A 26489-nucleotide genomic window follows, 5' to 3' on the forward strand; every position below is an offset into this window, starting at 1 on the left:
GTGGAGGATGTGAGTAAACGGTTAGACAGCTGTGGCAAATACCGGGTAAAACTGTAATTATTCGAGGTCACGGACCGCGGCGCCCCTGTGGATAAACCTCAAGCCAAGATTGAGGGTTTTCGGGTTTATACAGGTCACGGCTCCAAAGCCCTCATTGAAAGTTTTCCACAGGCATCAGGTAGCCTGTGGATAACCGAGTTTTCCACAGCTGTGAATAAATCTGTGGGAAACACCGCGTGGCCAGGGCAAGCATGCTGTGGAAGACCCCGTGGAAAAACTTGTTATTCGTTGTCTAATTTCAGTCTGAGGAAGCCCTTCGTGTCCGAATCCCACAATCCAGCCGCTGCGCAGTGGAGTGCAGTAGTCGAAGAACTTCTAGCGCTATCACAGCGCACCGGCTCTGGCGTGCCCGCACTGACCCACACCCAGCGCATTTATCTGCAGCTGGCCCGGCCCATCATGCTAGACAACGGGTATGCGCTGCTGGCGGCCAAGGATGAGATGGGCAAACACGTCCTCGAGGTGGAATTGGCAGAACACATCACCACCGCCCTGGCTGCCCACTTTGGCCGGCCCTACTCCTTGGCCGTGTCCGTGGCGGTGGCGGATCCGGGGGCGCCCGCACAGCAGCAAACGCAAGCAGCGACGTCGACGCACGGGCAGGCGCAGGTGCAGCCACCGGCACAGACGCACGCCCAGTCGCAGCCAGTGACAACCGAGCCGGATTCAGCAGCTGCGCAGGCTGCACAAGGCTCGCACTCTTTCCCGTCCCCCCAGTCTGCACACCAGCCTGTGCAGCCAATACCGCCGCGGCCTGCGCAAATGGATTCTTCCGTGGCCAATAGTTGGCAAGAGACCTTCGCGCACCCGGCGTCCTCCGAGCCCGCCAGCTTAGACGACCTTGCCGACGCCTACGCCGCCACCACCGCACAGCAGGGCCCGCAACAGACGGCCGCGGCGCAATCAGCGCGCATCAAGCGCGAAGCCCCGGCGCATGATCCGAACCGGGAGACCTCGCTAAATCCCAAGCACACCTTTGAAAGCTTTGTTATCGGGTCTTCGAACCGCTTTGCCAACGGCGCAGCCGTGGCCGTGGCAGAGTCTCCAGCCAAGGCATATAACCCCCTGTTTATCTGGGGCGGGTCTGGCTTGGGCAAAACCCACCTGCTCCACGCCGCCGGCAACTACGCCCAGCTGCTCCACCCCGGGCTGCGAGTCAAGTACGTCTCCTCTGAGGAGTTCACAAATGACTACATCAACTCACTGCGCGATGACCGCCAGGAATCCTTCAAGCGGCGCTACCGCAACCTGGACATTTTGATGGTTGATGACATCCAATTCCTTGAGGGAAAGGAGTCAACTCAAGAGGAGTTCTTCCATACCTTCAACGCGCTGCACCAGGCCAATAAGCAGATCATTTTGTCCTCGGACCGCCCGCCCAAGCAGCTGACCACCCTGGAAGACCGCCTGCGCACGCGCTTTGAAGGTGGGCTGATCACCGACGTCCAGCCACCGGACTTGGAGACCCGCATTGCCATTTTGATGAAGAAGGCTGCTGCCGATGGCACGCAGATTGACCGGGAAGTCCTCGAACTCATTGCCTCACGCTTTGAGTCTTCCATCCGCGAACTGGAAGGCGCACTGATCCGTGTCTCTGCGTATTCTTCGCTGGTCAATGAGCCAATCAATATGGAGATGGCAGAGATCGCCTTGCGCGACTTGGTACCGGATAATGCCGGCCGGCAAATCTCCGTGGGCGCGATTATTGACGTAACCGCCGAGTATTTTGACATCGACCCGGATGACTTGCGCGGTGCTGGCAAACGCCGGGCCATCGCCCACGCCCGCCAGCTGGCCATGTACCTGTGCCGGGAGCTCACCGAGCTGTCTCTGCCGAAGATCGGCGAACAATTCGGCGGCAAGGACCACACCACCGTCATGTACGCCGTGCGCAAGGTGGGCAAAGAGATGAACGAAAACCGCACCACCTACAACGAGATCCAGGAGCTTACCTCGCGCGTGCAGTCCCACGGGCGCTCCTAGCGTATACAGCCCCACCGGCTCTCCTCGCGCGTGCACTCCCACCGGCGTTCTTAGCGCATGTGATAACCCAAGCAAGAGAGTTATCCACAGCGTTATTCACAACTGTGTAATTTCATTCTTGTAATTCGGTGCTTTTCCTCACTCCCTGGGATTTCACAGGCCTGCGGGCAAATGACACGTTCTGTGATCAACGCTGTGAGAGCCGCGGGGAGAACTCTTGTAATTCTGTGGATAACTCACGGTGCGAGATATTTACTCACAGGACGGCGTAGTTGATCACAGGGATCCCACACCGGCGATCACAGATCAAAAACTTGTGATTACATGGCCTGATCAGGGCTTATCCACAGATTCCACAGCGCCTATTACCACTACTATGGTTTTTCCATCGATCTTCTAAGAGAAACGGGGGAGTGTGGGATTCTGGGCGCCTGACCCTCACAGGTCCCGGAGCGTGGCGCGGTGGGCAGGGACCGGGGCACAGGCCAGTTCGCTGGCTGAGGTCCCACTGGTGCGGCCCATACGGTAAGTTGGAACAGCAATTACATGTAATTTGTGCTGCCGTGCCCACCCGCGCAGACAGCACGCTAAATGACACTTATTGAGGAGTTGGAAGCCCTATGGACACTGACGTGTCATTCCGCGCCGCTAAGGATGACCTCTCCAACGCCGTTGCGTGGGTTGCTCGCAACTTGCCGTCGAAGGTTACCCAGCCGGTGCTGCGCGCCATGCTGCTTACAGCCGATGAAACAGGCCTAGAGCTCAGCGGCTTTGATTATGAAGTTTCTACCCGCGTGCGCATTCCGGCAGAGATTGAAAACCCCGGCGTAGTGGCCGTCGCCGGTAAGTTGCTGGCAGACATTGTGGGCAACCTGCCCAATAAGCCGGTCGATGTACGTGTAGAGGAGGGCAAGGCGCTAGTAGCCTGCGGTTCTTCGCGCTTCGAGCTACCCTTGATTCCGCTGGATGATTACCCGCAGCTGCCCACCCTGCCGGAGGTTACTGGCTCCATTAACCCGCAACTTTTTGTGGAGGCCGTAAGCCAAGTAGCTGCCGCTGCTGGCAAGGATGACACGCTGCCCATGCTCACCGGTGTGGATCTGAAGATTGAGGGTTCCCGCATGGAACTCACCGCCACGGATCGCTTCCGCTTGGCTTTGCGCACCGTGGAGTGGGAGCCAGCTAGCCCAGACGTCACGGCTAAACTCCTGGTCCCGGCCAAGACTTTGCAAGACAACGCCAAGTCCTTGGATACCCACCTGAATACCCCGGTAGACATTGCGGTTGGCAGCGGGGACAATATTGGAGCTGACGGCCTTTTTGGCATGCACACAGACTCCCGGGAGACCACCACCCGCATGTTGGACGCGGAGTTTCCTAACGTTGCCCCGCTGTTGCCAAAGACACACACGGCCATTGCCACCATTGAGGTCGGTCCGCTGCAAGAAGCCCTGCGCCGCGTGGCGCTGCTGACGGAGCGTAACTCCCAGGTGCGCATGCACTTTAGCGATGGCCAGGTGGTGCTCGCCGCCGGCGGTTCGGATTCGGGTAACGCCCAAGAAGCAGTCCCGTGTGCATTTAGCGGCCGCGATGAGTTGATCATCGCCTTTAACCCCTCCTACCTCAAGGACGGCCTTGCCGTCATGCATGCGGATCGCGTGATGTTTGGCTTCACGGAGCCTTCGCGCCCGGCAATTATCATCCCGGCCCCGGAGGAACTTCCGGAAGTTGACGAGGATGGCAATTTCCCCACTCCGGATACGAACTTTACCTACCTGCTCATGCCCGTGCGCCTGCCGGGCTAAAGGCCCCACCTCCAGCGTCTGCCCATGTATGTTCGCGAGCTCAACCTACGGGATTTCCGCTCCTGGCCGCAGCTTAACTTGCAGCTCGAGCCCGGAATCACGGTCCTAGTGGGCCGCAACGGCTACGGTAAGACCAACGTGGCCGAGGCCATCGGCTACACCGCCCACCTGGGGTCCCATCGGGTTAACCATGATGCCCCCTTGGTGCGCGAAGGCCAGCCCAATGCCCGGGTCTCGCTCAGCGTGGTCAACGGTGGCCGGGAACTGACCACGCATTTGTTGATCAAGCCGCACGGTGCCAACCAGGCCCAAATCAACCGGGCGCGCATGCGGTCCCCGCGCGAACTCCTAGGAGTGCTGCGCACGGTGCTGTTTTCTCCCGAAGACCTGGCCTTAGTTCGCGGCGAGCCCGCCCACCGGCGCGCCTACCTGGATGCGATCATCGCCAGCCGCACACCCCGTTTAGCAGGGATCAAGGCCGATTTTGACAAGGTACTCAAGCAACGCAACGCACTGTTGAAGAACTCCGGTGCTGCGCTGCGGCGCGGCTATGCCGATATAGAAGGCGCCAGTGCCCTCGCCACCCTGGACGTGTGGGACGAACAACTCGCGGCCCTGGGCGGCAAGGTCATTCGCGCGCGCCTGGAGCTCCTGGACGACCTGGGCGAGCGCATAGCCACCGCCTACCAGGGCCTCGCCCCGGAGTCGCGGCCTGCGCGCGTGGAGTATTCCTCCACCGTGGACCTGGCTGACCGTGACGTGCTGGAAGCCCAGATGCTCCACGAGCTCGCCAACAAGCGTCCCCGCGAGATTGAGCGTGGCATGACTTTGGTGGGCCCGCACCGCGATGAGCTGCAGCTTTACCTAGGGGCCCAGCCCGCCAAGGGCTTTGCCTCCCACGGGGAGACCTGGTCGTATGCCATCGCCTTGCGCCTGGCGGAGTTCGGGCTATTGCGCGCTGAGGGCTCCGATCCCGTGCTCATCCTCGACGATGTTTTTGCCGAACTCGACGCCAAACGCCGCCTGGCCCTGGTGAACCTGGCCGCCGACGCGGAGCAGGTCCTTATCACCGCAGCAGTGGACGAGGACCTGCCGGGCAACCTCCAGCCGGTGGCCCGCCACCAGGTCACCGTGCGCGAGACCCCGCAAGGGCGCATCTCCGCGCTCCAGGAGGACGCCTAAACCATGGGTGACTTCATTCAAGACGCCGTCAATGCCGCCCGCGCCCTGTCGCGCAACCCTCCCCGGCTCAGCGCCCCGGTCGCCACTATGCGCCTGGCCCCGCAGGAGCTTGCCGATGCCCCCTTAGGCACAACCAACGCTGGGGTTGAGGGGGCATCGGCAAGCTCTGGCACAGGGCAATCGACCCTGGATGACCGGGCGGCACGCAGAGCAGTGCGCGGACTGGGCCGGCCTTCCGGGCCCGATGGCCGCGCCCCCCAACGCGGGCTCGCGGTGCCCAAGCTGGGGCAGGTGCTGCGGGCGACGGTGCGGGCCAATGGTTGGCAGGAGGAGTTGGGGCACGGCTGGGTATTTGGGCACTGGGAAGAGGTGGTGGGAAGCCTTAACGCGGCGCACTCGCAGCCCGAAAAGATTGAGGAGCAGGTGCTTTATATTTCTTGTGATTCCTCAAATTGGTCCAGTAACCTGCGGTTATTGCAGCGGCACATCTTGGCCAGAATTGCGCAGAAGGTGGGGCCGGACGTGGTGGTGCAGCTGCGCATTACCGGGCCCAAGCAGCACCGGAATTACGAGGGGCCGCTGTGGGTCAAACCCCAAGGATCTACGGATACTTACGGTTAAAGCCGCACGCGCGGGGGTGGGCAACCCCGCAGCGGGCTAAATTTGGGCTTGTGGCGCCATTTGAGTGCGCTCAGGTAGGGGGACACGGTGTAAGATGGTCAGAGTCTGAGATTTTATTGCTAGCCAAAAGGAGTACACGTTTCCGTGGCTGAAGAACACGCATATGGTGCAGGGTCAATTACGATCCTGGAGGGTCTGGAGGCCGTCCGCAAGCGCCCAGGTATGTACATCGGTTCCACCGGTGTGCGCGGCCTCCACCACCTGATTTGGGAGGTGGTGGACAACTCGGTCGATGAGGCCATGGCTGGCTACGCCACCAAGGTCACCGTCACGCTGCTGGAGGACGGCGGCGTAGAGGTTATTGATGATGGCCGCGGTATTCCCGTTGAAATGCACGCCTCTGGCGCGCCAACCGTGCAGGTTGTGATGACGCAGTTGCACGCCGGCGGCAAGTTTGACTCGGAATCTTACGCTGTTTCCGGTGGTCTGCACGGTGTGGGTATTTCCGTGGTCAACGCCCTGTCCACCCGGGTGGAGGCCGAAATTAAGCGTGATGGCAAGCACTGGTACCAGAACTTCACCAACGCCATTCCGGCGGAGCTGGAGGAAGGCGGCAACGCCCGCGGGACCGGTACCACCATCCGTTTCTGGCCGGACCCGGAGATTTTTGAGACGGTGGAGTTTAATTACGACACCATCGCGCGCCGCCTGCAGGAGATGGCTTTCCTGAACAAGGGGCTGACCATTGTGCTGCGGGATCACCGCGCTGTGTCTGCACAGCAGGCAGAGCTGGAGGCTATTGCCGAGGCTGGCGATGCCCCCATTAGCCTCACCGCCCTCGATGCCGAGTCTGCCGATGCCGCTTCGGGTGACACGGCTGCCGCTGAGGGTGCTGCTGCTGCCGGTGCGGGTGATGGGGCTGGGGCCGCCGGAGTTGGGGCAGGTGCTGGTGTTGGTGCTAGTGCTGTACCTGGAGCGAAGGCCCGGAAGCGCAAGGAAGTGGTCTACCACTACCCGAACGGCCTGCAGGACTACGTTGAGCACCTGAACAAGAACAAGACGGCCATCCACCCGACCATCGTGGCTTTTGATGTCAAGGGCGATGACCACGAGGTAGAGATTGCCTTGCAGTGGAACCAGGGCTACAAGGAGTCCGTCCATACCTTTGCTAACACCATCAACACCCACGAGGGGGGCACGCATGAGGAAGGTTTCCGCGCAGCGCTGACCACCTTGATGAACCGCTACGCCAAAGAGCACAAGCTGATCAAGGAAAAAGACGGCAATCTCTCCGGTGATGACTGCCGCGAAGGCTTGGCGGCGGTGATCTCCGTGAAGGTCGGCGACCCGCAGTTCGAGGGTCAGACCAAGACCAAGCTGGGCAACTCTGAGATCAAGGGTTTTGTTCAGCGCGCGGTCAATGAGCATTTGAATGATTGGTTTGATGCCAACCCGGCTGAGGCCAAGACCATTATTAATAAGGCGGTTTCTTCTGCTCACGCGCGGATCGCTGCGCGTAAGGCGCGGGAGATGGTGCGGCGCAAGTCCGCCACGGACCTAGGCGGCCTGCCGGGCAAGCTGGCGGATTGCCGTTCGAAGGACCCGAAGATTTCGGAGCTCTACATCGTGGAGGGTGACTCCGCAGGTGGCTCCGCCAAGGCAGGCCGGGATTCGATGTTCCAGGCGATCTTGCCGCTACGCGGCAAGATCCTCAACGTGGAAAAGGCCCGCATGGATAAGGTGCTAAAAAACGCCGAGGTTCAGGCCATCATCACCGCATTGGGCACGGGCATCCACGAGGAATTTGATGTGGCCAAGCTGCGCTACGACAAGATTGTGCTGATGGCCGATGCCGACGTGGACGGCCAGCACATTGCTACCCTGCTGCTTACGTTGCTGTTCCGTTTCATGCCGCAACTGGTGGAGCAAGGTCATGTCTACCTGGCTAATCCGCCGCTGTACAAGCTGAAGTGGAGCAAGGGCGAGCCGGGCTACGCTTTCTCTGACGCTGAGCGGGACCAGCAGCTCAACGAGGGCCTGGAAGCCGGTCGCAAGATCAACAAGGATGACGGCATCCAGCGCTACAAGGGTCTGGGTGAGATGAACCCGAATGAGTTGTGGGAGACCACCTTGGATCCCACTACCCGCATTCTGCGTCGCGTGGACCTGGAGGACGCGCAGCGTGCCGATGAGCTCTTCTCTATCCTGATGGGCGACGACGTCGCCGCCCGCCGCTCCTTCATCACCCGCCGCGCAAAGGATGTCCGCTTCTTGGACGTTTAGTAGGTTTTACCGGCCCCGGCCGCTCCTGCGGTCCGGGTTGTCCTGCTAATTCTTGCAGCCCTTTCAGTCCTTGCAGCCCCGGAGACTCGAACTTCATTGTTCCAGCCATGCCGGGGCTTTGTGCCGCCTCCTATGCGCTTCGACATCGTATGCCCTTACATTGACCTAAATAGTGACGCATTTTCGGCGCGGAAGCCCCTCCCCGCCCATAACACAATGTCGTGTTTGCGCAGAAATTGCGTCAGCGCAAGCCAAACTAACCAGCTGGCCGGGGACTCTCAGGTGCGGCGGTTCTGGTGGGCGCGCGGAACTGACCAGCTGACTGTGGTGATTTGTTCCCATCGCCGAGATGGTTGCTGGGCAGGACTAGCCGCTGGGGTCGGCTCATTCCCGTTGCGGTGAGTCCCGGGCATGCCGGACTGGCCGACTGGGGTCGGTTTATTCCCGTTGCGGCGGGTCCGGTGAGTGTGGTGGGTGTGGTGGTGGGTCGGGGTGTGCGGGGCTGGGGATATACCACGGTGGCCCACCCCAGGGTGGGAACCAAACAATACGCCCGTTGAGACGCTCAATGATGCCTCTGCCTGTGGGTTTGGTGGGGTCATCATCGTTGGTGCCGTTGTGGTACTTGCACAGTGGCACCAAATTAGACGGTTCTGTTTGTCCGTTGTCTTTGTGGCGGCGGATGTGGTGGATCTGGGATTCTTCGGCAGGCTTGTTACATCCGGGCCAGGCGCAGGTGGGGTGTTCTGCCCACGCCATAAGGCGTTGCTTGTAAGAAGCAGAACGAGCCGTGTAGAGATTGACCGGGCCAGCAAAGGGGTGGACGAGGGTGATAAGCCCAATATCAGCTAGTTTGCGGGCAACAAGTTGGGCACCAGTCATGCGTGCCCCGTTGGTTAGCTCTACGGTGATTTCTTCGCCGTCGCCGTGGATGATTGTGTCGAGGTCTTCAAGGCGGATAATGACGTTGGTGCGCACCTGCGGCCTTGCAGCATGCGGGACAGAGTCGTCGTTGTCGTCTGTGCCGAAGAAGATGGTGTGGGCAGCATCAACAAGGTCCACCGGACTCGGCCGATAAGGCCTGCTAGCAGCCCGGCCGGGGTCGCCACCATCGCCACCGTCACCACCGTCATGGTGGTCAGCGTCGAGGTGGTTAGCGTTGTTGCTGCCGTCGTTCTGATCGGCGGTGTTGCTGCCGCTAAGGTCAGCGTTGGCCTGGCCACCAGTGGTGGTGTCGGGTTTCGCGCCATTGAGGTCGGAGTCGGCGTTGTTGTCCAGGCCGGGGAGAGACTCTTGCGCGGCACCAGCCTGGGCTTCAGCGGCTGCTTGGGCTTCTGCTGCTGCTTGGGCTTCGGCGGTGGCTTGGGCGGTGAGGACTCCGTACATGTCGGCTACGGCTTGTGGGGTGTCTGTAATGGACATGGTGTGGTTGCCGTTGGCCCGGCGTGTCATGCGTACTCCGCGCTCGGGGTTGGATTGTTTGGAAGGCCCGCGGAAGTCTGCGGCGGCTGCTTCGTGCTCGGCAGCTGGCAGGGAGCATAGTAAGGTGCGTAGTTGCCAGGTGTGGTCCTTGGTGATTGGGCGTACGAGTCGTTCAATGTTGGTTAGTGTGGCTAGCGGCGTGGTCGCGGGCAGCGGCTTGGGAAGAAGAATCGGCGGCACGAACAGGGCCGAAGTAGATGCGTACCAGTGTGGCTAAGTCTGTTGCCGTGGTGGGGTCAGCACCGGCGGCCTGGAAGTCCTCCACGGTCATGCCGGTGCATTGGGCCACTAATTGGATACCCCAGGTCTGTGCTTTTAAGTAATCCCCGAGCTTCATGCCGCACAGTCTAAACCGCCCCAGACACCCGCGCAAGGGGTTTGCCAAAAATTCTTCTAGTGCTAGCATTGGCGAACATGTTCACTGAACCCGTTCACTCACGGCGCGAGGTGCAAAAACAGGCCACCTGCGAAACCGTCTTATCCACCGCCTACCAGCTGTTTAGGACCCAGGGCTTTGCGGATACCAGCATCCGCGCCATCGCGGCGTCCGCAAACGTCAGCGTGGGAACCGTGATGGGGGTAGGGGACAAGCGCACGCTGCTCATCGAGACGGTTGGTGAACAAATTGCCGCCATGCACGCGGATATGCGCGGGCAATCCACGGACTTGCTGGAGGTCCTCACGCCGTTCCTGGATTTGTTTACCGGGCATGAGGAGCTCTCGCGCGCTTTTGGGGCGGCGCTCATTGAGCGCGGTGATCAGGGCGAGGCCCTGGGCCAGCTGGAATCGCTTCTGGTAGACGAGATCTTGTTGCGCCTGGATGGCGCGTTGGAACCCGAAACTGCCACGGAGTTTGCGCAACTGCTCTACCACGTCTACCTGGGCTTGTTGCTTGGCTGGGCTGCGGGTTTGTATTCCACCGCTGAACTGCAAGTCCGGGCTGCGGCATCCTTAAACCGCCTGGAAACCTTGTTTGGAGTCAAATAATGATTATCGAATCCGTGCCTGCGTGGCCGTCCATCGTGTTGGCCTTAATCCTTGTGGGCGACGCCTTGCTGTCGCTGCGGCCTGCGCCGTTTATCGCCGAGTGCCTTTCGGGAGTAAAACTGCCCCGGGACTGGTGGTGGGCGCTCATACTAATCAAGACCCTGGCGGCAACGGGCCTGCTCGTGGGCCTGTGGGTGCCCGGGGTGGGCATCGCGGCCATGGTTGGGGTGATTGCCTACTTCCTGGCCGCCGCAGCGGCGCATGTGCGCGCAGGGTTCCTGGGCAGCGCCTTTTGGGTCAACTGCCTGTCCATGCTGGCGCTTTCGGTCGCCGCGCTGGCTCTCACGCTGGCGCTGTAGCTATATGCGACCGGCGCCAGCGCACTAGGTTCCATGTGCGCAGTGCAGGCACCCGCTGGTCAGTTACATGTGCGCCGCGATAATCCGGCCAAGCTCCGGCACCACCGGGGTGACGAATTTGGCAGCCTTACCGCGCAGTGAGCTGTAGGCTTTTGACAGTGCCGCGACATTGATGGATTCCGCGTTGCGGTCCGCGACGGCCATGATGGAGTCCGTGACGTCTTGCGCGCGCGGCTGCAAAAACGCCCCAAAGTCTGTCTGGCCGGAGGCCTCAAAGTCCTGCCAATAAGGCTGCAAGTCTCCCAGGATGTCCGGCAGGAGCTTGCCGATGCCCTTGGCAACCACCGCACCGTCCACCTTCTTCGCCGCAGCTACCGTACCTTTAAGGGCCATGCCGGTTAGGCCGGATTGGGAGGCGATGGTGTCCTCGGCAAACGCGGCGAGGTCCGCCACCACGGCATCGCGGGTGGGTTGCTCTAGCAACTGGGAGAGATTAGCCACGCGCAATTCCCGTGAAAGCAGCGATTTGGTTGTTGATGTCGCGGCCCAAACGCTCTAGCTCAGCATTGATGTTGGAGGATCCGCCCTGGCCAAAGAAGTTGGCGGGGTTGGGCAGTTGCGGCATAACGCCGGCGCGGTTGGCAATCAGGCCCGCGCCCAGGAGGGTGGGCACGGTGATGGAGGCGACATCGGTCAGGGAGGAGCCGGTAAAAGACACGCCATTGGTGCCGGGCTCAAAGCCGGTACCGGTGTTGTTATTAATCAGGGTCTCATTGGCGCTGGCAGCCGGTGCGGCGGCGGCAATGAGGGCGGTGGTGAGAGCAGCTACTGCGAGGTTCTTGAGTTTCATAACGCTCCAATCTACCGGGTTTGGGCCACGTGAAGGAATACTTCGGCGCAAAATGCCGCAAATTCTTGGTTTCGGCCGCTTAGCGCGGGGAAGGCGCGCAGGCATTCTTCCAGCGCAAGGGCGGCTTCTTGGGCGTTGGCGTGGATGGCTATGCCTTCAATTCGGGCAGTGCTTGCCGATGCCCCCGCAACCAACGCCGCATAATTGTTCACCGTGGTGCGGTGGGTGATGCAAAACTCGTGGGCCAGCAGGAGCAGTTGTTCGGCGGTCATGGCCGGCGGGTGGGGCGGGCACGGCGAATATCGTCTTCCAGGGTTTTATAGCCAGGCAGGACTTCACGGGCGGTGGCGGTTACGGTGGCATCGGCAAGCGTACGGGCAGCAGCGGCAACAATGGCACGCACGGCGGCCTCATGCTTGGACGTGCCGGTGGCAGAGGCCAGCAGGGTGAGGGCGTGGTCTTGCTCGGGGCTTAAGCGCAGGGTCATGGCCATGGTGCTTAGGGTAGCAGGGGGCATCGGCAAGCAAAGCAGCATGGTGGTATCACGGTGGTAGCAATAGCGGGGGTGTAAACGCCGCAAACGGGGCTGAAATAGCGCGGGAGGGTGTAAATGGGTGATTTGCAGGCTAAAATTGGCCACCATGAGTGACAACAACGGCGATCTTTTTGATCGCATTCTTCCCATTGACATCAATGCGGAGATGGAGTCGAGCTATATCGACTACGCCATGTCCGTCATTGTTGGCCGCGCGCTGCCAGAGGTGCGCGATGGTCTCAAGCCCGTGCACCGGCGCATTCTCTACGCCATGTTTGACTCCGGCTACCGCCCGGAGCGTGGCTACGTAAAGTCCGCCCGCCCGGTTTCTGACACCATGGGGCAATTCCACCCGCACGGCGACTCCGCTATTTACGACACCCTGGTGCGCCTAGCGCAGCCATGGAACATGCGCTACCCGCTGGTGGACGGCCAGGGCAACTTCGGTTCGCGCGGCAACGACGGCCCTGCAGCTATGCGTTATACGGAGTGCCGCATGACGCCGCTGGCCATGGAGATGGTGCGCGATATTCGCGAAAACACGGTGGACTTTTCCCCGAACTACGACGGCAAGACTCAAGAGCCGGATATTTTGCCATCGCGTGTGCCCAACCTGCTGATGAATGGCTCTGGCGGTATTGCGGTGGGCATGGCCACCAACATTCCGCCGCACAACCTAAATGAGCTGGCAGACGCCATCTACTGGCTCCTGGACCACCCCAATGCTTCTGAGGAGGAGGCCCTGGAGGCGTGCATGCGCTACGTCAAGGGCCCGGATTTCCCCACCGCGGGCCTGATTGTGGGTGACCAGGGTATTAAGGACGCCTACACCACCGGCCGTGGCTCCATCCGCATGCGTGGCGTGACTTCGATTGAGGAGTCCGGCAACCGCCAAACCATTGTGATTACGGAGCTGCCTTTCCAGGTCAACCCGGACAATATGGTGGCCAACATTGCTGAGTCCGTAGCCAGCGGCAAGATTGCGGGCATTTCCAAGATTGAGGATGAGTCCTCGGACCGCGTGGGCATGCGTATTGTGGTCACGCTCAAGCGGGACGCGGTAGCGCGCGTGGTGCTCAACAACCTGTACAAGCACTCGCAGCTGCAGACCTCCTTCGGTGCCAACATGCTCTCCATTGTCGATGGCGTGCCGCGCACCTTGCGCCTGGACCAAATGTTGCGCTACTACGTGGCGCACCAGATCGAGGTCATTGTGCGGCGCACCCAGTTCCGCCTGGATGAGGCCGAGAAGCGCGCCCACATCTTGCGCGGTTTGGTTAAGGCCTTGGACATGCTGGATGAGGTCATTGCGCTGATCCGCCGTTCGCCGACGGTGGATGAGGCCCGCGAGGGTTTGAAGGCCCTGCTGGATGTAGACGATGTACAGGCAGACGCCATTTTGGCCATGCAGCTGCGCCGTTTGGCGGCCCTGGAGCGCCAGAAGATTGTGGACGAGCTGGCTGCGATCGAAGAAGAGATCGCGGACTACAAGGACATCTTGGCCCGCGAGGAGCGCCAGCGCCAGATTGTCCACGATGAGCTGGAAGAGATCGTCGAAAAGTACGGCGATGAGCGGCGTACCCAGATTGTGGCAGCGTCTGGTGATGTCACCGATGAGGACCTTATTGCCCGGGAGAACGTGGTGGTAACCATCACCGCTACCGGCTATGCCAAGCGCACCAAGGTGGACGCCTACAAGGCACAAAAGCGTGGTGGCAAGGGCGTGCGCGGTGCGGAGCTGAAGCAAGATGACATTGTGAAGAACTTCTTCATCTGCTCCACTCACGACTGGATCTTGTTCTTTACCAACTTCGGCCGGGTATACCGGCTCAAGGCTTATGAGCTGCCGGAGGCAGGCCGCACGGCCCGCGGCCAGCACGTGGCCAATCTGCTGGAATTCCAGCCGGAAGAAAAGATTGCCCAGGTTATCCAAATCCAATCCTATGAGGATGCCCCCTACCTAGTGCTGGCTACCCAGCAGGGTCGGGTAAAGAAGTCGCGCCTGACGGACTATGAGTCCGCCCGTTCCGCCGGCTTGATTGCCATTAACCTCAATGAGGGCGATGCCCTGATCGGGGCCTCCCTGGTCTCTGAGGGTGATGACATCTTGCTGACCTCCGAGCAGGGGCAGGCCATCCGCTTTACCGCCGATGACGATCAGCTGCGCCCAATGGGCCGAGCTACAGCCGGTGTCAAGGGCATGCGTTTCCGCGGCGATGACCAATTGCTGTCGATGTCCGTGGTTAACGATGGCCAGTTCCTGCTGGTGGCCACCTCCGGTGGTTACGGTAAGCGCACGGCGATTGAGGAGTACACGCAGCAAGGCCGCGGCGGCCTGGGTGTAATGACGTTCAAGTACACCCCGAAGCGCGGAAAGCTCATTGCTGCCATCGCGGTGGACGAGGATGATGAGATCTTTGCCATCACCTCCGCCGGTGGCGTGGTGCGCACCGAGGTTGCCCAGATACGCCCGTCTTCGCGCGCCACCATGGGTGTGCGCCTGGTGAACCTGGCCGATGATGTCGAGTTGCTGGCCATCGACCGCAACGTGGAAGACGACGGCGAGGAGACCGCGGAAGCCGTGGCGAAGGGCGAGAAGTCCATCGAGGACGTCCAGCAGGAAAAACTGCCAGGCGTTAGCGCCGCCGACGAGGACGAGGAGTAGGCCATGGCACGGCGAGACGTGATGGTCAAGCGCATAGCGCCGCTGTCAGCATTCCGGGTGGGCCTGGCGTTTTCAGTCCTGGGTCTGGTGGCGTGGCTGCTGGCCCTGTGCCTGCTGTGGTTCGGCATGGATCAGGCGGGTATATGGGACTCCGTCAACGCGCTGATTTCCGATGTGGGCGGCGGCCTGACCATCACCTTCGGCTTGGTCTTGGCTGTTGGCGCCCTGGTGGGTGCCATCATGGCGGTGCTGCTGACCATCTTGGCTCCGCTCCTGGCGGTCATCTACAACTCCGTGGTGGATCTCTTTGGCGGCGTGGTGCTGCGCCTGACCGACTACTAGGCCCGCCCAAGGCTGGACGGGCCCCAAAATAGCCGCTGTACTGCGGATTTGTGTGGTCACGGAACGGGATGTAAAGTTACATCTCGTTCCGCACTACGGGCCTATAGCTCAGTCGGTTAGAGCGCATCGCTGATAACGATGAGGTCGCAAGTTCGATTCTTGCTAGGCCCACCACGGAACAAAGGGGCATTAGCTCAATTGGTAGAGCATCTGCTTTGCAAGCAGAAGGTCAGGAGTTCGATTCTCCTATGCTCCACAGAAGTGGAATGAAAGTCCAGACTCACACAGGGTCTGGACTTTCCGCATACCGCCCACCGGCTATGCGACCCAGAACCTAGGATTTGCCGTTTATTACCCGTATTTTGGGATCCCAGAGTGCAAGCTTTCCCCATCCTGCTGGTAATGCCATTGCTTGTTCCAGATTGATGAGATTGTTGCCCGGAAAACTCTGGATATGTGTCGCCACTCTGTGGCTCCAAATGTCCGAATCATTGACGAAAGACAATATATAGGCGATGGTGGCCAAAGTGGGATAAATGCGATCTGTGGCTCCTGGAGTCTCTTCCAAGTGGTGGAGTGACTCCTCAACGACAGCTTTATTTGGGATTGCCAGTTTGACAGTCATTTGCCTGTTCCAGAGCCGTGAGTGGTGGGCACAAACATTACGGACATAGTTCAGATGCTGGAGCAGACTTGTGAGTGTCTTTCGGGCACGACCCCTGGATTGTGGACACGGAATTATGGGTTAAGCTACAGCATTTAGGATAGCGCATGTAGCTGCTTCGAATTGTATGGGGGACATGTATTTGCACCAGGAGTGTCGTCGCTTGGTGTTGTATCTGACGCACCAGGCAAAGACTTGCCTGCGGGCCTGGTCGACTGAGGCGAAGCATCGTCGATTACGCAGTACTTCACGCTTGAGGGTCGCGTTAAACGACTCCGCTAGGGCATTATCGGCACTCGTTCCCACCGCACCCATGGACTGGATAACTCCCAGGTCGCGGCAGCTTTGTTGGAACTCTTTCGAGGTATAGACACTGCCGTGGTCACTGTGGAAGATCGCCCCAACAAGGCTTCCGCGCTGTCTGAGTGCTTCCTCCAGGGCATCGATGACCAACTCGCTACGCATGTGATCAGCAATCGAAAACCCGACCAGCCTGCGTGAATAACAGTCGATGACGGTCGCGAGATACAGATTTGTTCCTCCTTGGATAGGCAGGTAAGTGATATCGCCAACAAGCAAACGATTGGTCTCATCAGCACGGAAACGCCTTTTGACCAGGTCCGGGAATACCCGGCGGGAAGAAGCGGACACCGTGGTTTTCACACGGCGCTTCTTACTAAACCCGTACAGGCCTAATTTCTTCATCACCCGGGCTACGCGCTTGTGGTTGACTGGGTTACTGTCGTCGCGCTCGGAGAGCTCAGCTGCAATTCGTTTGGCTCCGTAGAGGCCTTTTTCCTCATCAAAGACCTCACGGATTTGCCTGCCAAGAGTTTCATCAGCACTCCTACGCGCCAGACGCTTCGGCTTGGCCTTCTTCCATGCGTAATACGACGACCGGTGTACGTCGAGCACCTGACACATCCGCTTTACCGAATATCGGTGGATATGGTCATCGATGAACTTGAAGCGGATTACAAGTTCATCTCCTTGGCGAAATATAAGGTGGCCCTGCGCAAGATATCGCGTTCTTCTTCGACGATGGCCAGCTTCTTTTCCAGCTGCCGGATCCGCTCAGCATCACCAACCTGCCGGGCGCGGGCCTGCTCACGGCTACGACGAGCGCGCTTGCCGGTGCCGTACTTGTCGACCCAGTTCGCTAGGGAATTTCGGTTAACACCAAGATCTGCAGCGATGGAATTGAAGGAGCCTTCCATAGAGTTCTCGTAGACCGCGACAGCATCGCGCTTGAACTGCTCAGAATACGTTTTACGGGGCATGGTCACACAGTACCTTTCTCCGGCTAGCAACCGGGGTTAGCCCATGTCCACTCCAAGGGGGTCAGGTCCGCTACGGTGGGTTGATATTGGTCCATGAAGCAACGCTACCGGAAAAGAAAGCCCGGATCATCACAATTTTCATTGCGAGAGGATCGGGCATGTGTAGGCCAAATTCTACATGATCTAGAGGAAAAAACAAACCCCAAATACTCCCGAAATGTCGCGGAGGTTGCTGAACATCGCACCATAGACTATTGTGCCGTCGCGCCCTCGGTCACCGCCCGATCATGCATCCCGCACAGCGAGCTTGTCCCGCAGCTGGTTGTGGTGAACAGGCGCCAGGCAGCCGACGGCAACGATGTGCCGGGCAAGTGCCATGTCGCCCATCTTGGCCCGGAAAGCCATGCGCATGGTCACGTCATGGTCGGGCCGACCGATAAGCTCCAGACTGTCGCCGGCGCTAATGCGCCCTGGGCTAATCACGCGCAGGTAGGCGCCGCAATCGCCGCGCTGGGTGAATTTTCTTAGCCATCCGGGCTCATCCATCCAGCGGGCAAAGGTGGCGCAGGGTTGCCGGGGAATGGAAACTTCCAGCAGGGCGCTTCCGGCGCGAATTTGTTGGTTAATCAGCAGCTCACTCAGGTTTAGGCCAGTAGTGGTGAGGTTCTCGCCAAAATAACCGTTGCTGATGCTGCGCGCGAGCGTGCCCTCCCAGTAGTCGAGCTCCTCGCGCGCGTAGGCGTAGATGGCTTTGTCGGCACCGCCGTGGTGTTCGTGGTCGCCAATAGTGTCGCCGATTACCCCGGAGCCGTCGCCATAGTTGGGTCCGGGGATGGTGATGTCAAGGTAGGGGTGCGGTTGCTTGTCGATGCCGCTTAAGGCGTGCCGTCCGCTGGGGTCCGGGCGGGGCACGGCGATGTTAGTGGATAGGACTTTCATGTGGCCATTGTGCCACGCTGCCAATCTGCTTGGGCCAAGCTGCGTGCTCCAATGTGTTTGCGCTAATGTGTGTGGCCAATGTACGGAGCTAACGCCCGTGGGCCAACGTGCGTAGGCCAGTGTGCGAGGCCACTATGTGTGGGCGGGGTTTTCCGTTGGTTGTGCCGGACTGGAATCTGGGCGGGGGTAGCGCGCGGGGGTAGTGCAGTGAACGCCGCGAAGTGGGCGTACCTGCGGCTGGCGCAGGAAGTGGCAACAGTTGCAAAGTCTTGTTAATCCGCGCGCGCAGAATTTAGCAATGGTGGCTTGGGGCACAAGATTTTCCTTACTATCGATGAGGGCAACTCAATGGCCATGAAGCAAAGGCCATGAAGCAAAAATGAAATGGAGTAGTAGTGGATCTCTACGAGTACCAAGCTCGAGACCTATTTGAACAGCATGATGTGCCGGTGCTGCGCGGCATTGTGGCGACATCGGCAGTGCAGGCCCAAGAGGCCGCTGCGAAGCTGAACACCCCGGTGGTCGTTGTGAAGGCCCAGGTGAAGGTGGGTGGCCGCGGCAAGGCCGGCGGTGTAAAGCTGGCGCACAGCCCGGAAGAAGCTGGGCAGGTTGCGGATGAGATTCTGGGCTTGCGCATCAAGGAGCACACGGTACGCAAGGTCATGGTGGCCGAGGGCGCGGACATTGCGGAGGAATACTACTTCTCCATCCTGCTCGACCGCACCAAGCGACGTTATTTGGCCATGCTGTCTAAAGAGGGCGGCGTGGAGATTGAGCAGCTGGCGGCAGAGCGCCCGGATGCCCTGGTCAAGCGCAGTTTCTCCCCACTGGATGGCATGACGGACACCCTCGCTCGCGATATGGCATATGAGGCAGGGTTTGCAGAGGCCGATGTCGCGCGATTGGTGCCGGTGCTCAAGAAGCTCTATGGTGTTTACACCGCTGCCGATGCCACCTTGGTCGAGGTCAACCCCCTGGTCAAGACCGGTCAGGGTGAGATCATTGCCTTGGACGGCAAGGTCACCATTGACGATAATGCGGAGTTTAGGCACCCGGAGCACTCCCAGCTGCAGGATCATGGGGCCACGGATCCGTTGGAGCTCAAGGCGCAGAAGATGGGCTTGAACTATGTGAAGCTGGATGGATCGGTGGGCATCATCGGCAATGGTGCTGGCCTGGTTATGTCCACGCTAGACGTGGTGGCTTATGCGGGAGAGGACCTGCCGGGGGCGCCCAAGCCAGCGAACTTCCTGGATATCGGCGGTGGTGCCAACGCGGAGGTCATGGCCAACGGTCTGGAGGTCATCTTGGGTGACCCACAGGTGCGCTCGGTGTTTGTGAATGTTTTCGGCGGCATTACCGCTTGTGATGAGGTAGCCAAGGGTATTGTGCAGGCCTACAAGATTTTGGATGCCGAAGGCGTGGAGCCCAAGCCGCTGGTGGTGCGTCTGGATGGTAATAATGCAGAGCTGGGCCGCAGCATTTTGGATAACGCGGCTTTGCCGAAACTGGAGCGAGTAGACACCATGGACGCCGCGGCGCGCAAGGCCGCCGAGCTGGCCGCTAGTGCAGATTCGCGCACAGGTGCCGGTGCAGCCTCTGCCGCTGCCGCTGATGCGGCCCCAGAAATCGGCCACCAGATCTAGATCCACTTGCGATAGACCATCTACTGCTCCATTATTTGCTGAGGAGAAAGCACCCCCATGTCCATCTTTCTAAATTCTGATTCCAAGATCATCGTCCAGGGAATGACTGGAGCCGAAGGCATGAAGCATACTCAGCGTATGCTGCGGGCTGGTTCCACCATCGTCGGTGGTGTGAACCCGAAGAAGGCTGGCGAGTCTGTGGAGTTCGACGGCGGAGTAAAGATTCCCGTCTTCGGCTCTGTGCGCGAGGCCATGCAGGCTACCGGCGCAAATGTCTCGGTGATTTTTGTGCCAGCTAAGTTCACCAAAGATGCCGCGGAGGAAGCCATTCGCGCCGCCATTGACCTGGTGGTCATCATTACCGAAGGTGTCCCGGTCAAGGACACCGCAGAACTCTACGCGTTGGCCCGCGAGACCAGCACCCGGATTATCGGCCCGAACTGCCCGGGGTTGTACACGCCGGGCCAGTCCAATGCGGGCATTATCCCGGCGGACACAGCACCGAACCCGGGTCCGATTGGGTTGGTGTCTAAGTCGGGCACGCTGACGTATCAGATGATGTACGAGCTGTCCGATATCGGATTTTCTACCTGCGTCGGTATCGGTGGCGATCCGATCATCGGCACCACTCACATTTCCGCTATTGAGGCTTTCCAGAACGATCCGGACACCGAGGCCATCATCATGATCGGTGAAATCGGTGGCGACGCGGAAGAATACGCTGCCCAGTACATCAAGAAGCACGTGACCAAGCCGGTCGTTGCCTATATCGCAGGCTTTACGGCGCCGGAGGGCAAGACCATGGGCCATGCGGGGGCTATCGTCAGCGGCGGCTCTGGCACGGCAGAAGGCAAGCGCGCTGCGCTAGAGGATGCCGGCGTAAAGGTGGGCAAGACTCCTACCCAGGCGGCGCAGCTGCTGCGGGAAGTCCTAGCCCAGCGCGGTTAAGTAGCTAGCATGTCGCTGGTCTTAGCACACGGCTAAGCCAGAAAGTAGCCCTTTCTGGCTTGAGCGTGGGGCTGCCAGCTGCTAGTGCGTCTTCTAATTCTCTTGCTTTGCCCGCTGTAGGTTCGTGGCTGCTAGGTAGGTGGCTACCAGTCCGATGAGGATATTCATAACGAGGGAGCTAACAATACCCCGGGACGGTTGAACATCGTAGACCCACAGATAGGCGGAAGCGCCAATACCAAAAATGAGGGGAATAACAGCCAAGGCCAAGGCTAGACGTTCCTTCACCGGATTCGACGTCTTATTGGGCGAAGTTTTCGCCGAGCCCGAAAGCTGGGCTTCCTGTTTCTTTTGATCTTGCCTATTGCCTAGTTTCGCCTGCTGAAGGTTCGTCACGGCAAAATAGGTGGCCGCAATACCGATGAGGGTGCTCGATACGAGAATGCCGATCATGGATCGAGACGGTTCGGCATAGCCTGCCCATAGATAGGAGGAGACTCCCACTCCAAAAATGAGCGGTAGCAGCGCGATACCTAAGACAAGTCGCTCTTTCAACACTTTGGTTCTCCTTTCTGGCTACCTTCCGCTGCAGTTGCGACAGTGCTTCATAAGAGGGAACAGGTTAGCGCGGTGGCCATAGCGAGTGAAATTTTGGTCTTCAACTGAATTGCCTCCTTAGTTGAGGTTGATCGGTTTGGACAGTGACCACGGTAACATAGCGAAATTAGTGCGGCAACCACTCTTAATGACTAATGCGCTCGCCCCTGATCCTTAACCCCCGGTGCTACCAGGCTAAACTGACCGGCAATGAAAAACCTGACCTATTCCAAAAAATTTAGCTTGGTCTTTGTTGCTGCACTTGTGTCCGGCCTGGGCGATGGCCTTGTTCCCATTGCTTTTGCGCTGCAGTCCCATCGCCTGGATCCTTCGGGCCGCGGCTTGACTACGGTTCTTATCGCGCTGTGGGCGGGCCGGTTTGTCAGCTCGCTGGTGGTGCGAAAGTTGCCGACGCCGTCGCGTCCGGTCCCGTGGATGTTGGGCAGTGACATGGTGCGCGCGCTAGCCCAGTGGGGTTTGGTGGCCTGGGTGTCGATAACAGGGGATTCGATAGCGGCTTTTGCTGTGTCCAGCTGCGTGTACGGGTGCGCGGCGTCATTTTTTGCGCCGGCCCGCTTTGCGCTGCTCTCCCAATTGTTCAGTGACACGCAGCGCACTCGCGTGAACGGTACGCTGTCCATGCTCGGCGATGTCCTGTTCATCGCCGGCCCCATGATTGGCACGGCAGCGGTGCTCACCCTGGGTTTCCACACTGTGCTGCTCATCGACGGCGCAACTTTTGTGGTGGCCATGCTGGTAGTTCTGCCTTTCCTCCAAGTACGCCGCGCCCCGGCAGAGCCTGCCGATGCCCCCGTCTCCGCACCCGCCGCCTCCGCCGATGCCGCCACCGCTCCGACTACCGATGCCTCTGCACCCACCAATTCCCCGGCCACCCCGCCCGCTGCCTCCCGCGTGCAGCTGCCGTCCTGGGTACACATTGGCCTGGGTACCTGGCTGGTGGCTGCACTGGTAAATGGCTTTTTGGGCAGCGCCGGTCCGACATGGATTATGAATGCATTTGATGAGAAAACGTGGGGCTTCATGGCCACCGCATTGGCGGCGGGATCATTGCTGGGTTCGGCGGCCACTATTGTGCGAGCCCTGGATGCAGTGCGTTTTAGTACTCTTCAGTTCCTGATGCTGTTGTTCCTGGCCGGGCAGGTGCTGGCATTGGCTTTCTCTCCGGTGTTCGTCCTTATTGCAATCGTGGGGGCCGTGGCCTCATTGTTTATGACGGCGGCTGGTATTTCCTGGGATACGCTGGGCCAGTCCTTGGGCACTGATGCACTGGTGCATCAGTTCGCAACCAGGGATCAGTTGGTGTTTACGGCGGGTACCCCGCTGGGCATGCTGCTTTTTGCAGCGTTGTCCGGGTTCCCACAGGCTGCGGCTATCGCCCTGGCGGTGGCGTTGGTGTTCGCCGCGGTAGCGACTCGTTTACCGGCCGCCCGAGCACCGCGGACGGTCGGGTAGCCCGGGACTTATAAGGTATTGCCTCCGGCCCGGGGTTCCCGGGCCCTTTTTGCGCCCCGGCGGGCTGTGGGGCGTGTGTTAGGGTGTGATTTATGACTGGTCAGGATGAGGAACCGCGCTGCTGCGACAACGCCGCTTCGGCCACGCCCGATAGTGGAGCCGGGGATTGCACAGTGTTGTCCCATAGGGCAGGTGAGGGTAGCGCGACTGAGCCCCGCTGGCTAGACGAGGAGGAATTGGATTCCTTCGTGGCACTCATGCACGTCAATCTGCAGCTGATTAACAAACTTGACCGCCAGCTGCGTCGGGATGCGGGCATGAGTTTCTATGATTACACCGTGATGTCTCGGCTTTCGGAGGCCAGTGGTCGCACCATGCGCATGAGCCAGTTGGGGCACATTACGGGAGGGTCGCTGTCACGTCTTAGCCAGGTGGTTTCCCGCCTGGAAAAGGCCGGTTGGGTTGAGCGTGAGCCGGACCCCGCCGATGGTCGCTTTACTGTTGCCAAGCTTTCCGATGCCGGCTGGGACAAGGTCGTGGCCACCGCTCCTGGTCACGTGGAGGCCGCGCGCCGAATTATTTTGGACCGCTTAACCCGCGCCCAGGTGCGCCAATTGGGGCAGATTTCGCGGCGGATCATCATCGGCATTGAGGAAGAAGACTGCTGTTAGTCCATCTCCACTCAGCCCAGCGGCACGGTTTAGCCGTCCCCAGTCCAGCCGCGTTAGGGCCGCGAGTAGTAAATCCGGCCAGGCTGCGGGTGGGGGATGAGCGTATCCAGATTGACCGGCGCTAGGCCCTTAGCGCGCAGGCCGTCAATTATGCACTCCACAGCCGCCACAGTGCTGGGATGAATGTCATGCATGAGGATGATCGCGCCCGGCTTGGCTTCACCAACCGCTGTGCGGCAGGTCTGTTCAGTGTTGCGGGTTTTCCAGTCTAGGGTGTCTACGCTCCAGAAGGCTTGGGCGGCGCCGGCGCGCGCAGCAGCCGCAGCCACGGTGTCATTGGTGGCGCCATAGGGTGGGCGCATCCACCGCGTCCCGTGCCCAGTGGCGGCGCGCACGGCGTCATTGCCTTGGGCGATCTCGCGGTCCACGGAGGCAGCGTCGAGTTTGTTCAGCTCACGGTGGGTCGCGGTGTGGTTGCCGATTGTGTGTCCGGCGGCGTCCATCCTGCGCAGCAGTTGTGGCTGCGCGTTGGCCTTGGGCGCGAGCACAAAGAAGCTGGCTTGGACACGCTTTCGGTCCAGGATGTCCAGTAGTTGGTGGGTGGGCGTGGCCGGGCCATCGTCGAAGGTAAGGGCCACGCAGTTGGCGCAGCCAGGAGCAGGTGAGCTTGCCGATGCCCCCGCAGCCCCCACCGTCCCATTCCGCACCGGTGGATCCACCAGGCCCATCGCACGGGCCTGGTTGGCGATACCCGGGTGGTTCCGCGCAGGCTCCGGTAACGCTTGGTAGGCGGAGCGCAGGGCTTGGTGCACGCCGTCCTCGGCTCGAGAGCTGGTCTGGGAGCTGAACTGGTTGAGCTGCGCGAAGGGATCAGCGCCTGTTGCGGATCCAAGCGGATTGGCTTGTGCCAGGATGATGTCGCCCCGACCGACCTGTGCGGAGCCGTTCTGGCCTGGATTGGTGCTGCCCAGGTTGGTGCGGCCCGGGTTGGTGTGGCCTGGGTTGGTGTGGCCCGGGTTGGCATGGGCGGTGCCGGCTTGGGCGGGAGCGGCGAACAGTAGGCAAGCGGCAAGTGAGGCGGCGGCAAGGCGGCGTAGATGCACGGCGGGCATCCTTTCAGGCGGGTGCGGTAAATGGCTCTGGACCATTGTGCCCACGCGCATGCCCCACGCAGGCCGCGACATGCCCAAAGCATGAGAAAATTGTTAACTAATGTGCCTGCTGTGACTTCCGGCCTGCGGAAACGCTAGCCCCACTGCTTGAGCAGGACGTAGTGTCCGGCGGCATCGTCAACCTGCTCAAAACCCACGTGGCGGTAGAGCCTGTCGGCACGGGAATTGCTGTGGGCAACCGAAAGCGAAATGCCCGGGGCGCCCATCTGGCGGGCGAGGTTTGCGGCGGCATCGAGAAGTACTGTGCCCAACCCTTGTCCCTTGAAACGCTCCTCGACTGCTAGGGCAAGCTCCGGGATGCCCTCGGCCACGTGACCATATCCGTGGCGCTGGGCGGTTCCCCACAGCAGCCACACCCCACCCGCCGGGACAAGCTCGCGCCAGGCGATCACTCCGCCATCGCCCGGCCTCCACGTGGAAACGTAATAGTCATAATCCTGTGCGAAGCTCTCCGACAGCGGGGCGCTTTCCTTGCCAAAGACATCCGCGAGATAATTCAGGCGGGCGATGTAGGTGCGGTCGGACTCAGTGGCGGGGCGCAGGTCAAGCTCAGCAGTCATGCGCACCAGTGTAGGTCCGCGGACGCCGCCGAATATGTTGTGCTACCTGCAACCCTGCTACGATGCACGTATGGTAGCGTGGCGAATTGGCTCTCTTGAGCTTCGAAATTTTCGTAACTATGAGAGCCTGGAACTGGACTTTGAGGATCGGTTAACGGTGCTCACTGGTAAGAACGGAGCCGGCAAAACTTCTATCTTGGATGCACTCAAAGTTATCTTGTCAATCCCGGTCGGGGTCTTTGAGCACAAGTCCTTTAATCTTTCACGCGAGGATGCGCGAATTGCGCCGCAGCTGGGAAACAATGAACGAGTCTCCCAGGCTGAGCCCCATTATCCGGTGTCAGTGGGGGCACGGTTAATAGCCGGGGAAAAAACTTTCGATCTGACCCGTACCTTAGAGGCGCGAGGAAGAACTAAAGGGCCAAACTCCGAGTTTCGTAAGTTTTGCGAGGACCTGAAAAATGAGCTCCAAGAAGTTGGCAGCACTACAGAAGCCCCAATTTTGGCGGCATATGGGGTCGAACGTCTCGTTAAAGAGATTCCCAAAAAGTCAGCTGTGCCTACGTCACGTCTGGCAGCATACGAGAATGTCTTGGACCCTCGATCTGATTTAAACCAGCTTTCGGCATATATCGAATACCTAGACGAGCAGCGTTTGGATGCTCTCAGTGCTGGTGAAGATCCCGACGAAGATGCAAACATCCGGCAACTAAAGTCGATCTTCGATTCTTGTAATGAGGTACTCAAGCCCACGGGGTGGGGAAATGCCCGTTGGGACCGCAAGGTGAAATCCGTAGTTTTAACGCATGAAGACTATGGCACGCTTCCGTTGAGCTTTCTTGCAACGGGCACCAAAATCTGTGCCGGCCTGGCATTGGATATTGCGACACGAATGGGACGCCTCAATCCGCACTTGTCAGGAGAAGAGTTACGCAAACAGACGCCGGGAATAGTGCTAATTGATGAAGTGGACATGCACTTGCACCCTGAGTGGCAGCGAAAGATTATCGATTCATTATTAAGCACTTTTCCTGCTGTGCAATTCATTGTCAGTACGCATAGCCCACTGGTCATCTCTAGCGCCCCTACGGGGTCGATTAGAATTCTTGACAATAATACGGTCCGAACCCCTGAATTTTCTCAAGGACTAAAAGTTGAGAAGGTGATTAACGAAATTCAGGGAGCAGATCCCAATCCGGACACTCCGAACCGTGAGCTCCTCTCGAGGTACATGGAGATGGTTCATGCTGGCGATGGCAGGACAGACGAAGCGCGGAAGCTGAGGGAGAGGCTAGAGAATGAACTCGGTGGGATTGATCTTGTCCCGGAGCTCGCTGATGCTGATGCGTATTTGTTCTTCGACGAGATTGATTAGCAGGTGCTAG

At 59.7% G+C, this 26489-nt stretch carries 26 protein-coding genes, 2 tRNA genes and 1 pseudogene; 16 read left to right on the plus strand and 13 right to left on the minus strand.

Going from position 1 to position 26489, the window contains the following annotated elements; translation table 11 throughout:
* Nucleotides 1–318: 318 nt before the first annotated feature.
* From dnaA to gyrB, 5 genes are all read left to right on the plus strand, one after another.
* Entirely contained in the window at nucleotides 319–2043 is a 1725-nt protein-coding gene (gene dnaA, locus G7Y31_RS00005; RefSeq protein ID WP_165009303.1) for a chromosomal replication initiator protein DnaA, read from the plus strand.
* 620 nt (nucleotides 2044–2663) lie between these two features.
* Nucleotides 2664–3848 (plus strand): DNA polymerase III subunit beta, encoded by a 1185-nt coding sequence (gene dnaN / locus G7Y31_RS00010; protein ID WP_165009301.1) that lies wholly within the window; start codon nucleotides 2664–2666, stop codon nucleotides 3846–3848.
* A gap of 24 nt (nucleotides 3849–3872) precedes the next feature.
* Complete coding sequence (gene recF, locus G7Y31_RS00015) at nucleotides 3873–5030, plus strand: DNA replication/repair protein RecF (RefSeq protein ID WP_165009299.1); 1158 nt, start codon at nucleotides 3873–3875, stop codon at nucleotides 5028–5030.
* 3 nt (nucleotides 5031–5033) lie between these two features.
* Entirely contained in the window at nucleotides 5034–5651 is a 618-nt protein-coding gene (locus G7Y31_RS00020) for a DciA family protein (protein ID WP_235923126.1), read from the plus strand.
* 144 nt (nucleotides 5652–5795) lie between these two features.
* Complete coding sequence (gene gyrB / locus G7Y31_RS00025; RefSeq protein ID WP_165009297.1) at nucleotides 5796–7934, plus strand: DNA topoisomerase (ATP-hydrolyzing) subunit B; 2139 nt, start codon at nucleotides 5796–5798, stop codon at nucleotides 7932–7934.
* A 438-nt stretch (nucleotides 7935–8372) separates the two neighbouring features.
* On the opposite strand, the gene G7Y31_RS00030 is transcribed toward gyrB, so the two are convergent.
* Complete coding sequence (locus tag G7Y31_RS00030; protein WP_244977403.1) at nucleotides 8373–9596, minus strand: HNH endonuclease signature motif containing protein; 1224 nt, start codon at nucleotides 9594–9596, stop codon at nucleotides 8373–8375.
* Nucleotides 9529–9753 (minus strand): hypothetical protein, encoded by a 225-nt coding sequence (locus G7Y31_RS00035; protein ID WP_165009295.1) that lies wholly within the window; start codon nucleotides 9751–9753, stop codon nucleotides 9529–9531. The genes G7Y31_RS00030 and G7Y31_RS00035 overlap by 68 nt, the downstream gene beginning before the upstream one ends.
* 77 nt (nucleotides 9754–9830) lie before the next feature.
* Here G7Y31_RS00035 and G7Y31_RS00040 point away from each other — a divergent pair, with 77 nt between their 5' ends.
* Nucleotides 9831–10403: a TetR/AcrR family transcriptional regulator gene (locus tag G7Y31_RS00040; RefSeq protein WP_165009293.1), complete on the plus strand. Its 573-nt coding sequence runs from the start codon at nucleotides 9831–9833 to the stop codon at nucleotides 10401–10403.
* The gene (locus G7Y31_RS00045; protein ID WP_165009291.1) at nucleotides 10403–10762 is read left to right on the plus strand and encodes a DoxX family protein; all 360 of its coding nucleotides are present in this window, start codon (nucleotides 10403–10405) and stop codon (nucleotides 10760–10762) included. The genes G7Y31_RS00040 and G7Y31_RS00045 overlap by 1 nt, the downstream gene beginning before the upstream one ends.
* Before the next feature lie 63 nt (nucleotides 10763–10825).
* Here G7Y31_RS00045 and G7Y31_RS00050 read toward each other — a convergent pair whose 3' ends face one another.
* The 4 genes from G7Y31_RS00050 to G7Y31_RS00065 are packed head-to-tail and all read right to left on the minus strand — an operon-like array spanning nucleotide 10826 to nucleotide 12105.
* Nucleotides 10826–11263, minus strand: coding sequence for a DUF6918 family protein (locus tag G7Y31_RS00050; protein ID WP_165009289.1), 438 nt, complete (start codon nucleotides 11261–11263; stop codon nucleotides 10826–10828).
* Nucleotides 11256–11612 carry a hypothetical protein gene (locus G7Y31_RS00055; protein ID WP_165009287.1) on the minus strand — a complete coding sequence of 119 codons (357 nt, stop codon included), beginning with the start codon at nucleotides 11610–11612 and terminating at the stop codon, nucleotides 11256–11258. Before G7Y31_RS00055 ends, G7Y31_RS00050 begins: the two co-directional genes overlap by 8 nt.
* Before the next feature lie 11 nt (nucleotides 11613–11623).
* Nucleotides 11624–11884 (minus strand): cell filamentation protein Fic, encoded by a 261-nt coding sequence (locus tag G7Y31_RS00060; RefSeq protein WP_165009285.1) that lies wholly within the window; start codon nucleotides 11882–11884, stop codon nucleotides 11624–11626.
* The gene (locus tag G7Y31_RS00065; protein WP_165009283.1) at nucleotides 11881–12105 is read right to left on the minus strand and encodes a CopG family transcriptional regulator; all 225 of its coding nucleotides are present in this window, start codon (nucleotides 12103–12105) and stop codon (nucleotides 11881–11883) included. Before G7Y31_RS00065 ends, G7Y31_RS00060 begins: the two co-directional genes overlap by 4 nt.
* Before the next feature lie 148 nt (nucleotides 12106–12253).
* On the opposite strand from G7Y31_RS00065, the gene gyrA reads away from it, so the two are divergent.
* From gyrA to G7Y31_RS00085, 4 genes are all read left to right on the plus strand, one after another.
* The gene (gene gyrA / locus G7Y31_RS00070) at nucleotides 12254–14812 is read left to right on the plus strand and encodes a DNA gyrase subunit A (protein WP_165009281.1); all 2559 of its coding nucleotides are present in this window, start codon (nucleotides 12254–12256) and stop codon (nucleotides 14810–14812) included.
* A gap of 3 nt (nucleotides 14813–14815) precedes the next feature.
* Entirely contained in the window at nucleotides 14816–15154 is a 339-nt protein-coding gene (locus tag G7Y31_RS00075; RefSeq protein WP_165009279.1) for a DUF3566 domain-containing protein, read from the plus strand.
* A 97-nt stretch (nucleotides 15155–15251) separates the two neighbouring features.
* Nucleotides 15252–15328, plus strand: a tRNA-Ile gene (locus tag G7Y31_RS00080).
* Between the two features lie 9 nt (nucleotides 15329–15337).
* A tRNA-Ala gene (locus tag G7Y31_RS00085) sits at nucleotides 15338–15410 on the plus strand.
* Between the two features lie 78 nt (nucleotides 15411–15488).
* On the opposite strand, the gene G7Y31_RS00090 is transcribed toward G7Y31_RS00085, so the two are convergent.
* The 4 genes and pseudogenes from G7Y31_RS00090 to G7Y31_RS00100 form a co-directional block, all read right to left on the minus strand.
* Nucleotides 15489–15779 (minus strand): hypothetical protein, encoded by a 291-nt coding sequence (locus G7Y31_RS00090; protein ID WP_244977404.1) that lies wholly within the window; start codon nucleotides 15777–15779, stop codon nucleotides 15489–15491.
* A 15-nt stretch (nucleotides 15780–15794) separates the two neighbouring features.
* Nucleotides 15795–15896 (minus strand): annotated as a pseudogene (locus G7Y31_RS12040) (Abi family protein); the annotation flags it as partial.
* Nucleotides 15897–15899: 3 nt separating this feature from the next.
* Nucleotides 15900–17098, minus strand: a protein-coding gene (locus tag G7Y31_RS00095; RefSeq protein ID WP_165009375.1) for an IS3 family transposase whose coding sequence is annotated in 2 segments (ribosomal slippage) — nucleotides 15900–16813 and nucleotides 16813–17098 — 1200 coding nt in all. Because the reading frame shifts where the segments join, the coding sequence is not laid out codon by codon here.
* A gap of 285 nt (nucleotides 17099–17383) precedes the next feature.
* Nucleotides 17384–18037 carry an MOSC domain-containing protein gene (locus tag G7Y31_RS00100; RefSeq protein ID WP_165009278.1) on the minus strand — a complete coding sequence of 218 codons (654 nt, stop codon included), beginning with the start codon at nucleotides 18035–18037 and terminating at the stop codon, nucleotides 17384–17386.
* Between the two features lie 395 nt (nucleotides 18038–18432).
* Here G7Y31_RS00100 and sucC point away from each other — a divergent pair, with 395 nt between their 5' ends.
* The gene (gene sucC, locus G7Y31_RS00105) at nucleotides 18433–19683 is read left to right on the plus strand and encodes an ADP-forming succinate--CoA ligase subunit beta (protein WP_165009276.1); all 1251 of its coding nucleotides are present in this window, start codon (nucleotides 18433–18435) and stop codon (nucleotides 19681–19683) included.
* Nucleotides 19684–19740: 57 nt separating this feature from the next.
* Nucleotides 19741–20631, plus strand: coding sequence for a succinate--CoA ligase subunit alpha (gene sucD, locus G7Y31_RS00110; protein WP_165009274.1), 891 nt, complete (start codon nucleotides 19741–19743; stop codon nucleotides 20629–20631).
* A gap of 93 nt (nucleotides 20632–20724) precedes the next feature.
* On the opposite strand, the gene G7Y31_RS00115 is transcribed toward sucD, so the two are convergent.
* On the minus strand, nucleotides 20725–21189 hold the full coding sequence (locus tag G7Y31_RS00115; RefSeq protein ID WP_165009272.1) for a hypothetical protein: 465 nt from the start codon (nucleotides 21187–21189) through the stop codon (nucleotides 20725–20727).
* A gap of 249 nt (nucleotides 21190–21438) precedes the next feature.
* Between G7Y31_RS00115 and G7Y31_RS00120 the strand changes: the two genes are divergently transcribed.
* Both G7Y31_RS00120 and G7Y31_RS00125 read left to right on the plus strand, forming a co-directional pair.
* Nucleotides 21439–22701 carry an MFS transporter gene (locus G7Y31_RS00120; RefSeq protein ID WP_165009270.1) on the plus strand — a complete coding sequence of 421 codons (1263 nt, stop codon included), beginning with the start codon at nucleotides 21439–21441 and terminating at the stop codon, nucleotides 22699–22701.
* Between the two features lie 257 nt (nucleotides 22702–22958).
* On the plus strand, nucleotides 22959–23372 hold the full coding sequence (locus tag G7Y31_RS00125) for a MarR family winged helix-turn-helix transcriptional regulator (RefSeq protein WP_235923131.1): 414 nt from the start codon (nucleotides 22959–22961) through the stop codon (nucleotides 23370–23372).
* A 53-nt stretch (nucleotides 23373–23425) separates the two neighbouring features.
* Here G7Y31_RS00125 and G7Y31_RS00130 read toward each other — a convergent pair whose 3' ends face one another.
* On the minus strand, nucleotides 23426–24475 hold the full coding sequence (locus G7Y31_RS00130) for a polysaccharide deacetylase family protein (RefSeq protein ID WP_244977405.1): 1050 nt from the start codon (nucleotides 24473–24475) through the stop codon (nucleotides 23426–23428).
* A 143-nt stretch (nucleotides 24476–24618) separates the two neighbouring features.
* Nucleotides 24619–25104 (minus strand): GNAT family N-acetyltransferase, encoded by a 486-nt coding sequence (locus tag G7Y31_RS00135; protein WP_165009264.1) that lies wholly within the window; start codon nucleotides 25102–25104, stop codon nucleotides 24619–24621.
* 70 nt (nucleotides 25105–25174) lie between these two features.
* On the opposite strand from G7Y31_RS00135, the gene G7Y31_RS00140 reads away from it, so the two are divergent.
* Complete coding sequence (locus tag G7Y31_RS00140) at nucleotides 25175–26479, plus strand: AAA family ATPase (protein ID WP_165009262.1); 1305 nt, start codon at nucleotides 25175–25177, stop codon at nucleotides 26477–26479.
* Nucleotides 26480–26489 lie beyond the last annotated feature (10 nt).

This window comes from Corynebacterium lizhenjunii (genome assembly GCF_011038655.2).
Classification (GTDB): Bacteria; Actinomycetota; Actinomycetes; order Mycobacteriales; family Mycobacteriaceae; genus Corynebacterium; species Corynebacterium lizhenjunii.

Bases quoted from the DNA above. Each gene is read 5' to 3' on its own strand.
- G7Y31_RS00075 (WP_165009279.1), top strand. From the start codon at position 14,816: ATGGCACGGCGAGACGTGATGGTCAAGCGCATAGCGCCGCTGTCAGCA.
- G7Y31_RS00065 (WP_165009283.1), bottom strand. From the start codon at position 12,105: ATGGCCATGACCCTGCGCTTAAGCCCCGAGCAAGACCACGCCCTCACC.
- G7Y31_RS00055 (WP_165009287.1), bottom strand. From the start codon at position 11,612: ATGAAACTCAAGAACCTCGCAGTAGCTGCTCTCACCACCGCCCTCATT.
- G7Y31_RS00060 (WP_165009285.1), bottom strand. From the start codon at position 11,884: ATGACCGCCGAACAACTGCTCCTGCTGGCCCACGAGTTTTGCATCACC.
- G7Y31_RS00020 (WP_235923126.1), top strand. From the start codon at position 5,034: ATGGGTGACTTCATTCAAGACGCCGTCAATGCCGCCCGCGCCCTGTCG.
- G7Y31_RS00040 (WP_165009293.1), top strand. From the start codon at position 9,831: ATGTTCACTGAACCCGTTCACTCACGGCGCGAGGTGCAAAAACAGGCC.
- G7Y31_RS00120 (WP_165009270.1), top strand. From the start codon at position 21,439: ATGAAAAACCTGACCTATTCCAAAAAATTTAGCTTGGTCTTTGTTGCT.
- dnaN (WP_165009301.1), top strand. From the start codon at position 2,664: ATGGACACTGACGTGTCATTCCGCGCCGCTAAGGATGACCTCTCCAAC.
- G7Y31_RS00125 (WP_235923131.1), top strand. From the start codon at position 22,959: ATGCACGTCAATCTGCAGCTGATTAACAAACTTGACCGCCAGCTGCGT.
- G7Y31_RS00035 (WP_165009295.1), bottom strand. From the start codon at position 9,753: ATGAAGCTCGGGGATTACTTAAAAGCACAGACCTGGGGTATCCAATTA.
- gyrA (WP_165009281.1), top strand. From the start codon at position 12,254: ATGAGTGACAACAACGGCGATCTTTTTGATCGCATTCTTCCCATTGAC.
- recF (WP_165009299.1), top strand. From the start codon at position 3,873: ATGTATGTTCGCGAGCTCAACCTACGGGATTTCCGCTCCTGGCCGCAG.
- sucD (WP_165009274.1), top strand. From the start codon at position 19,741: ATGTCCATCTTTCTAAATTCTGATTCCAAGATCATCGTCCAGGGAATG.
- G7Y31_RS00045 (WP_165009291.1), top strand. From the start codon at position 10,403: ATGATTATCGAATCCGTGCCTGCGTGGCCGTCCATCGTGTTGGCCTTA.
- G7Y31_RS00100 (WP_165009278.1), bottom strand. From the start codon at position 18,037: ATGAAAGTCCTATCCACTAACATCGCCGTGCCCCGCCCGGACCCCAGC.
- G7Y31_RS00135 (WP_165009264.1), bottom strand. From the start codon at position 25,104: ATGACTGCTGAGCTTGACCTGCGCCCCGCCACTGAGTCCGACCGCACC.
- G7Y31_RS00090 (WP_244977404.1), bottom strand. From the start codon at position 15,779: ATGACTGTCAAACTGGCAATCCCAAATAAAGCTGTCGTTGAGGAGTCA.
- G7Y31_RS00140 (WP_165009262.1), top strand. From the start codon at position 25,175: ATGGTAGCGTGGCGAATTGGCTCTCTTGAGCTTCGAAATTTTCGTAAC.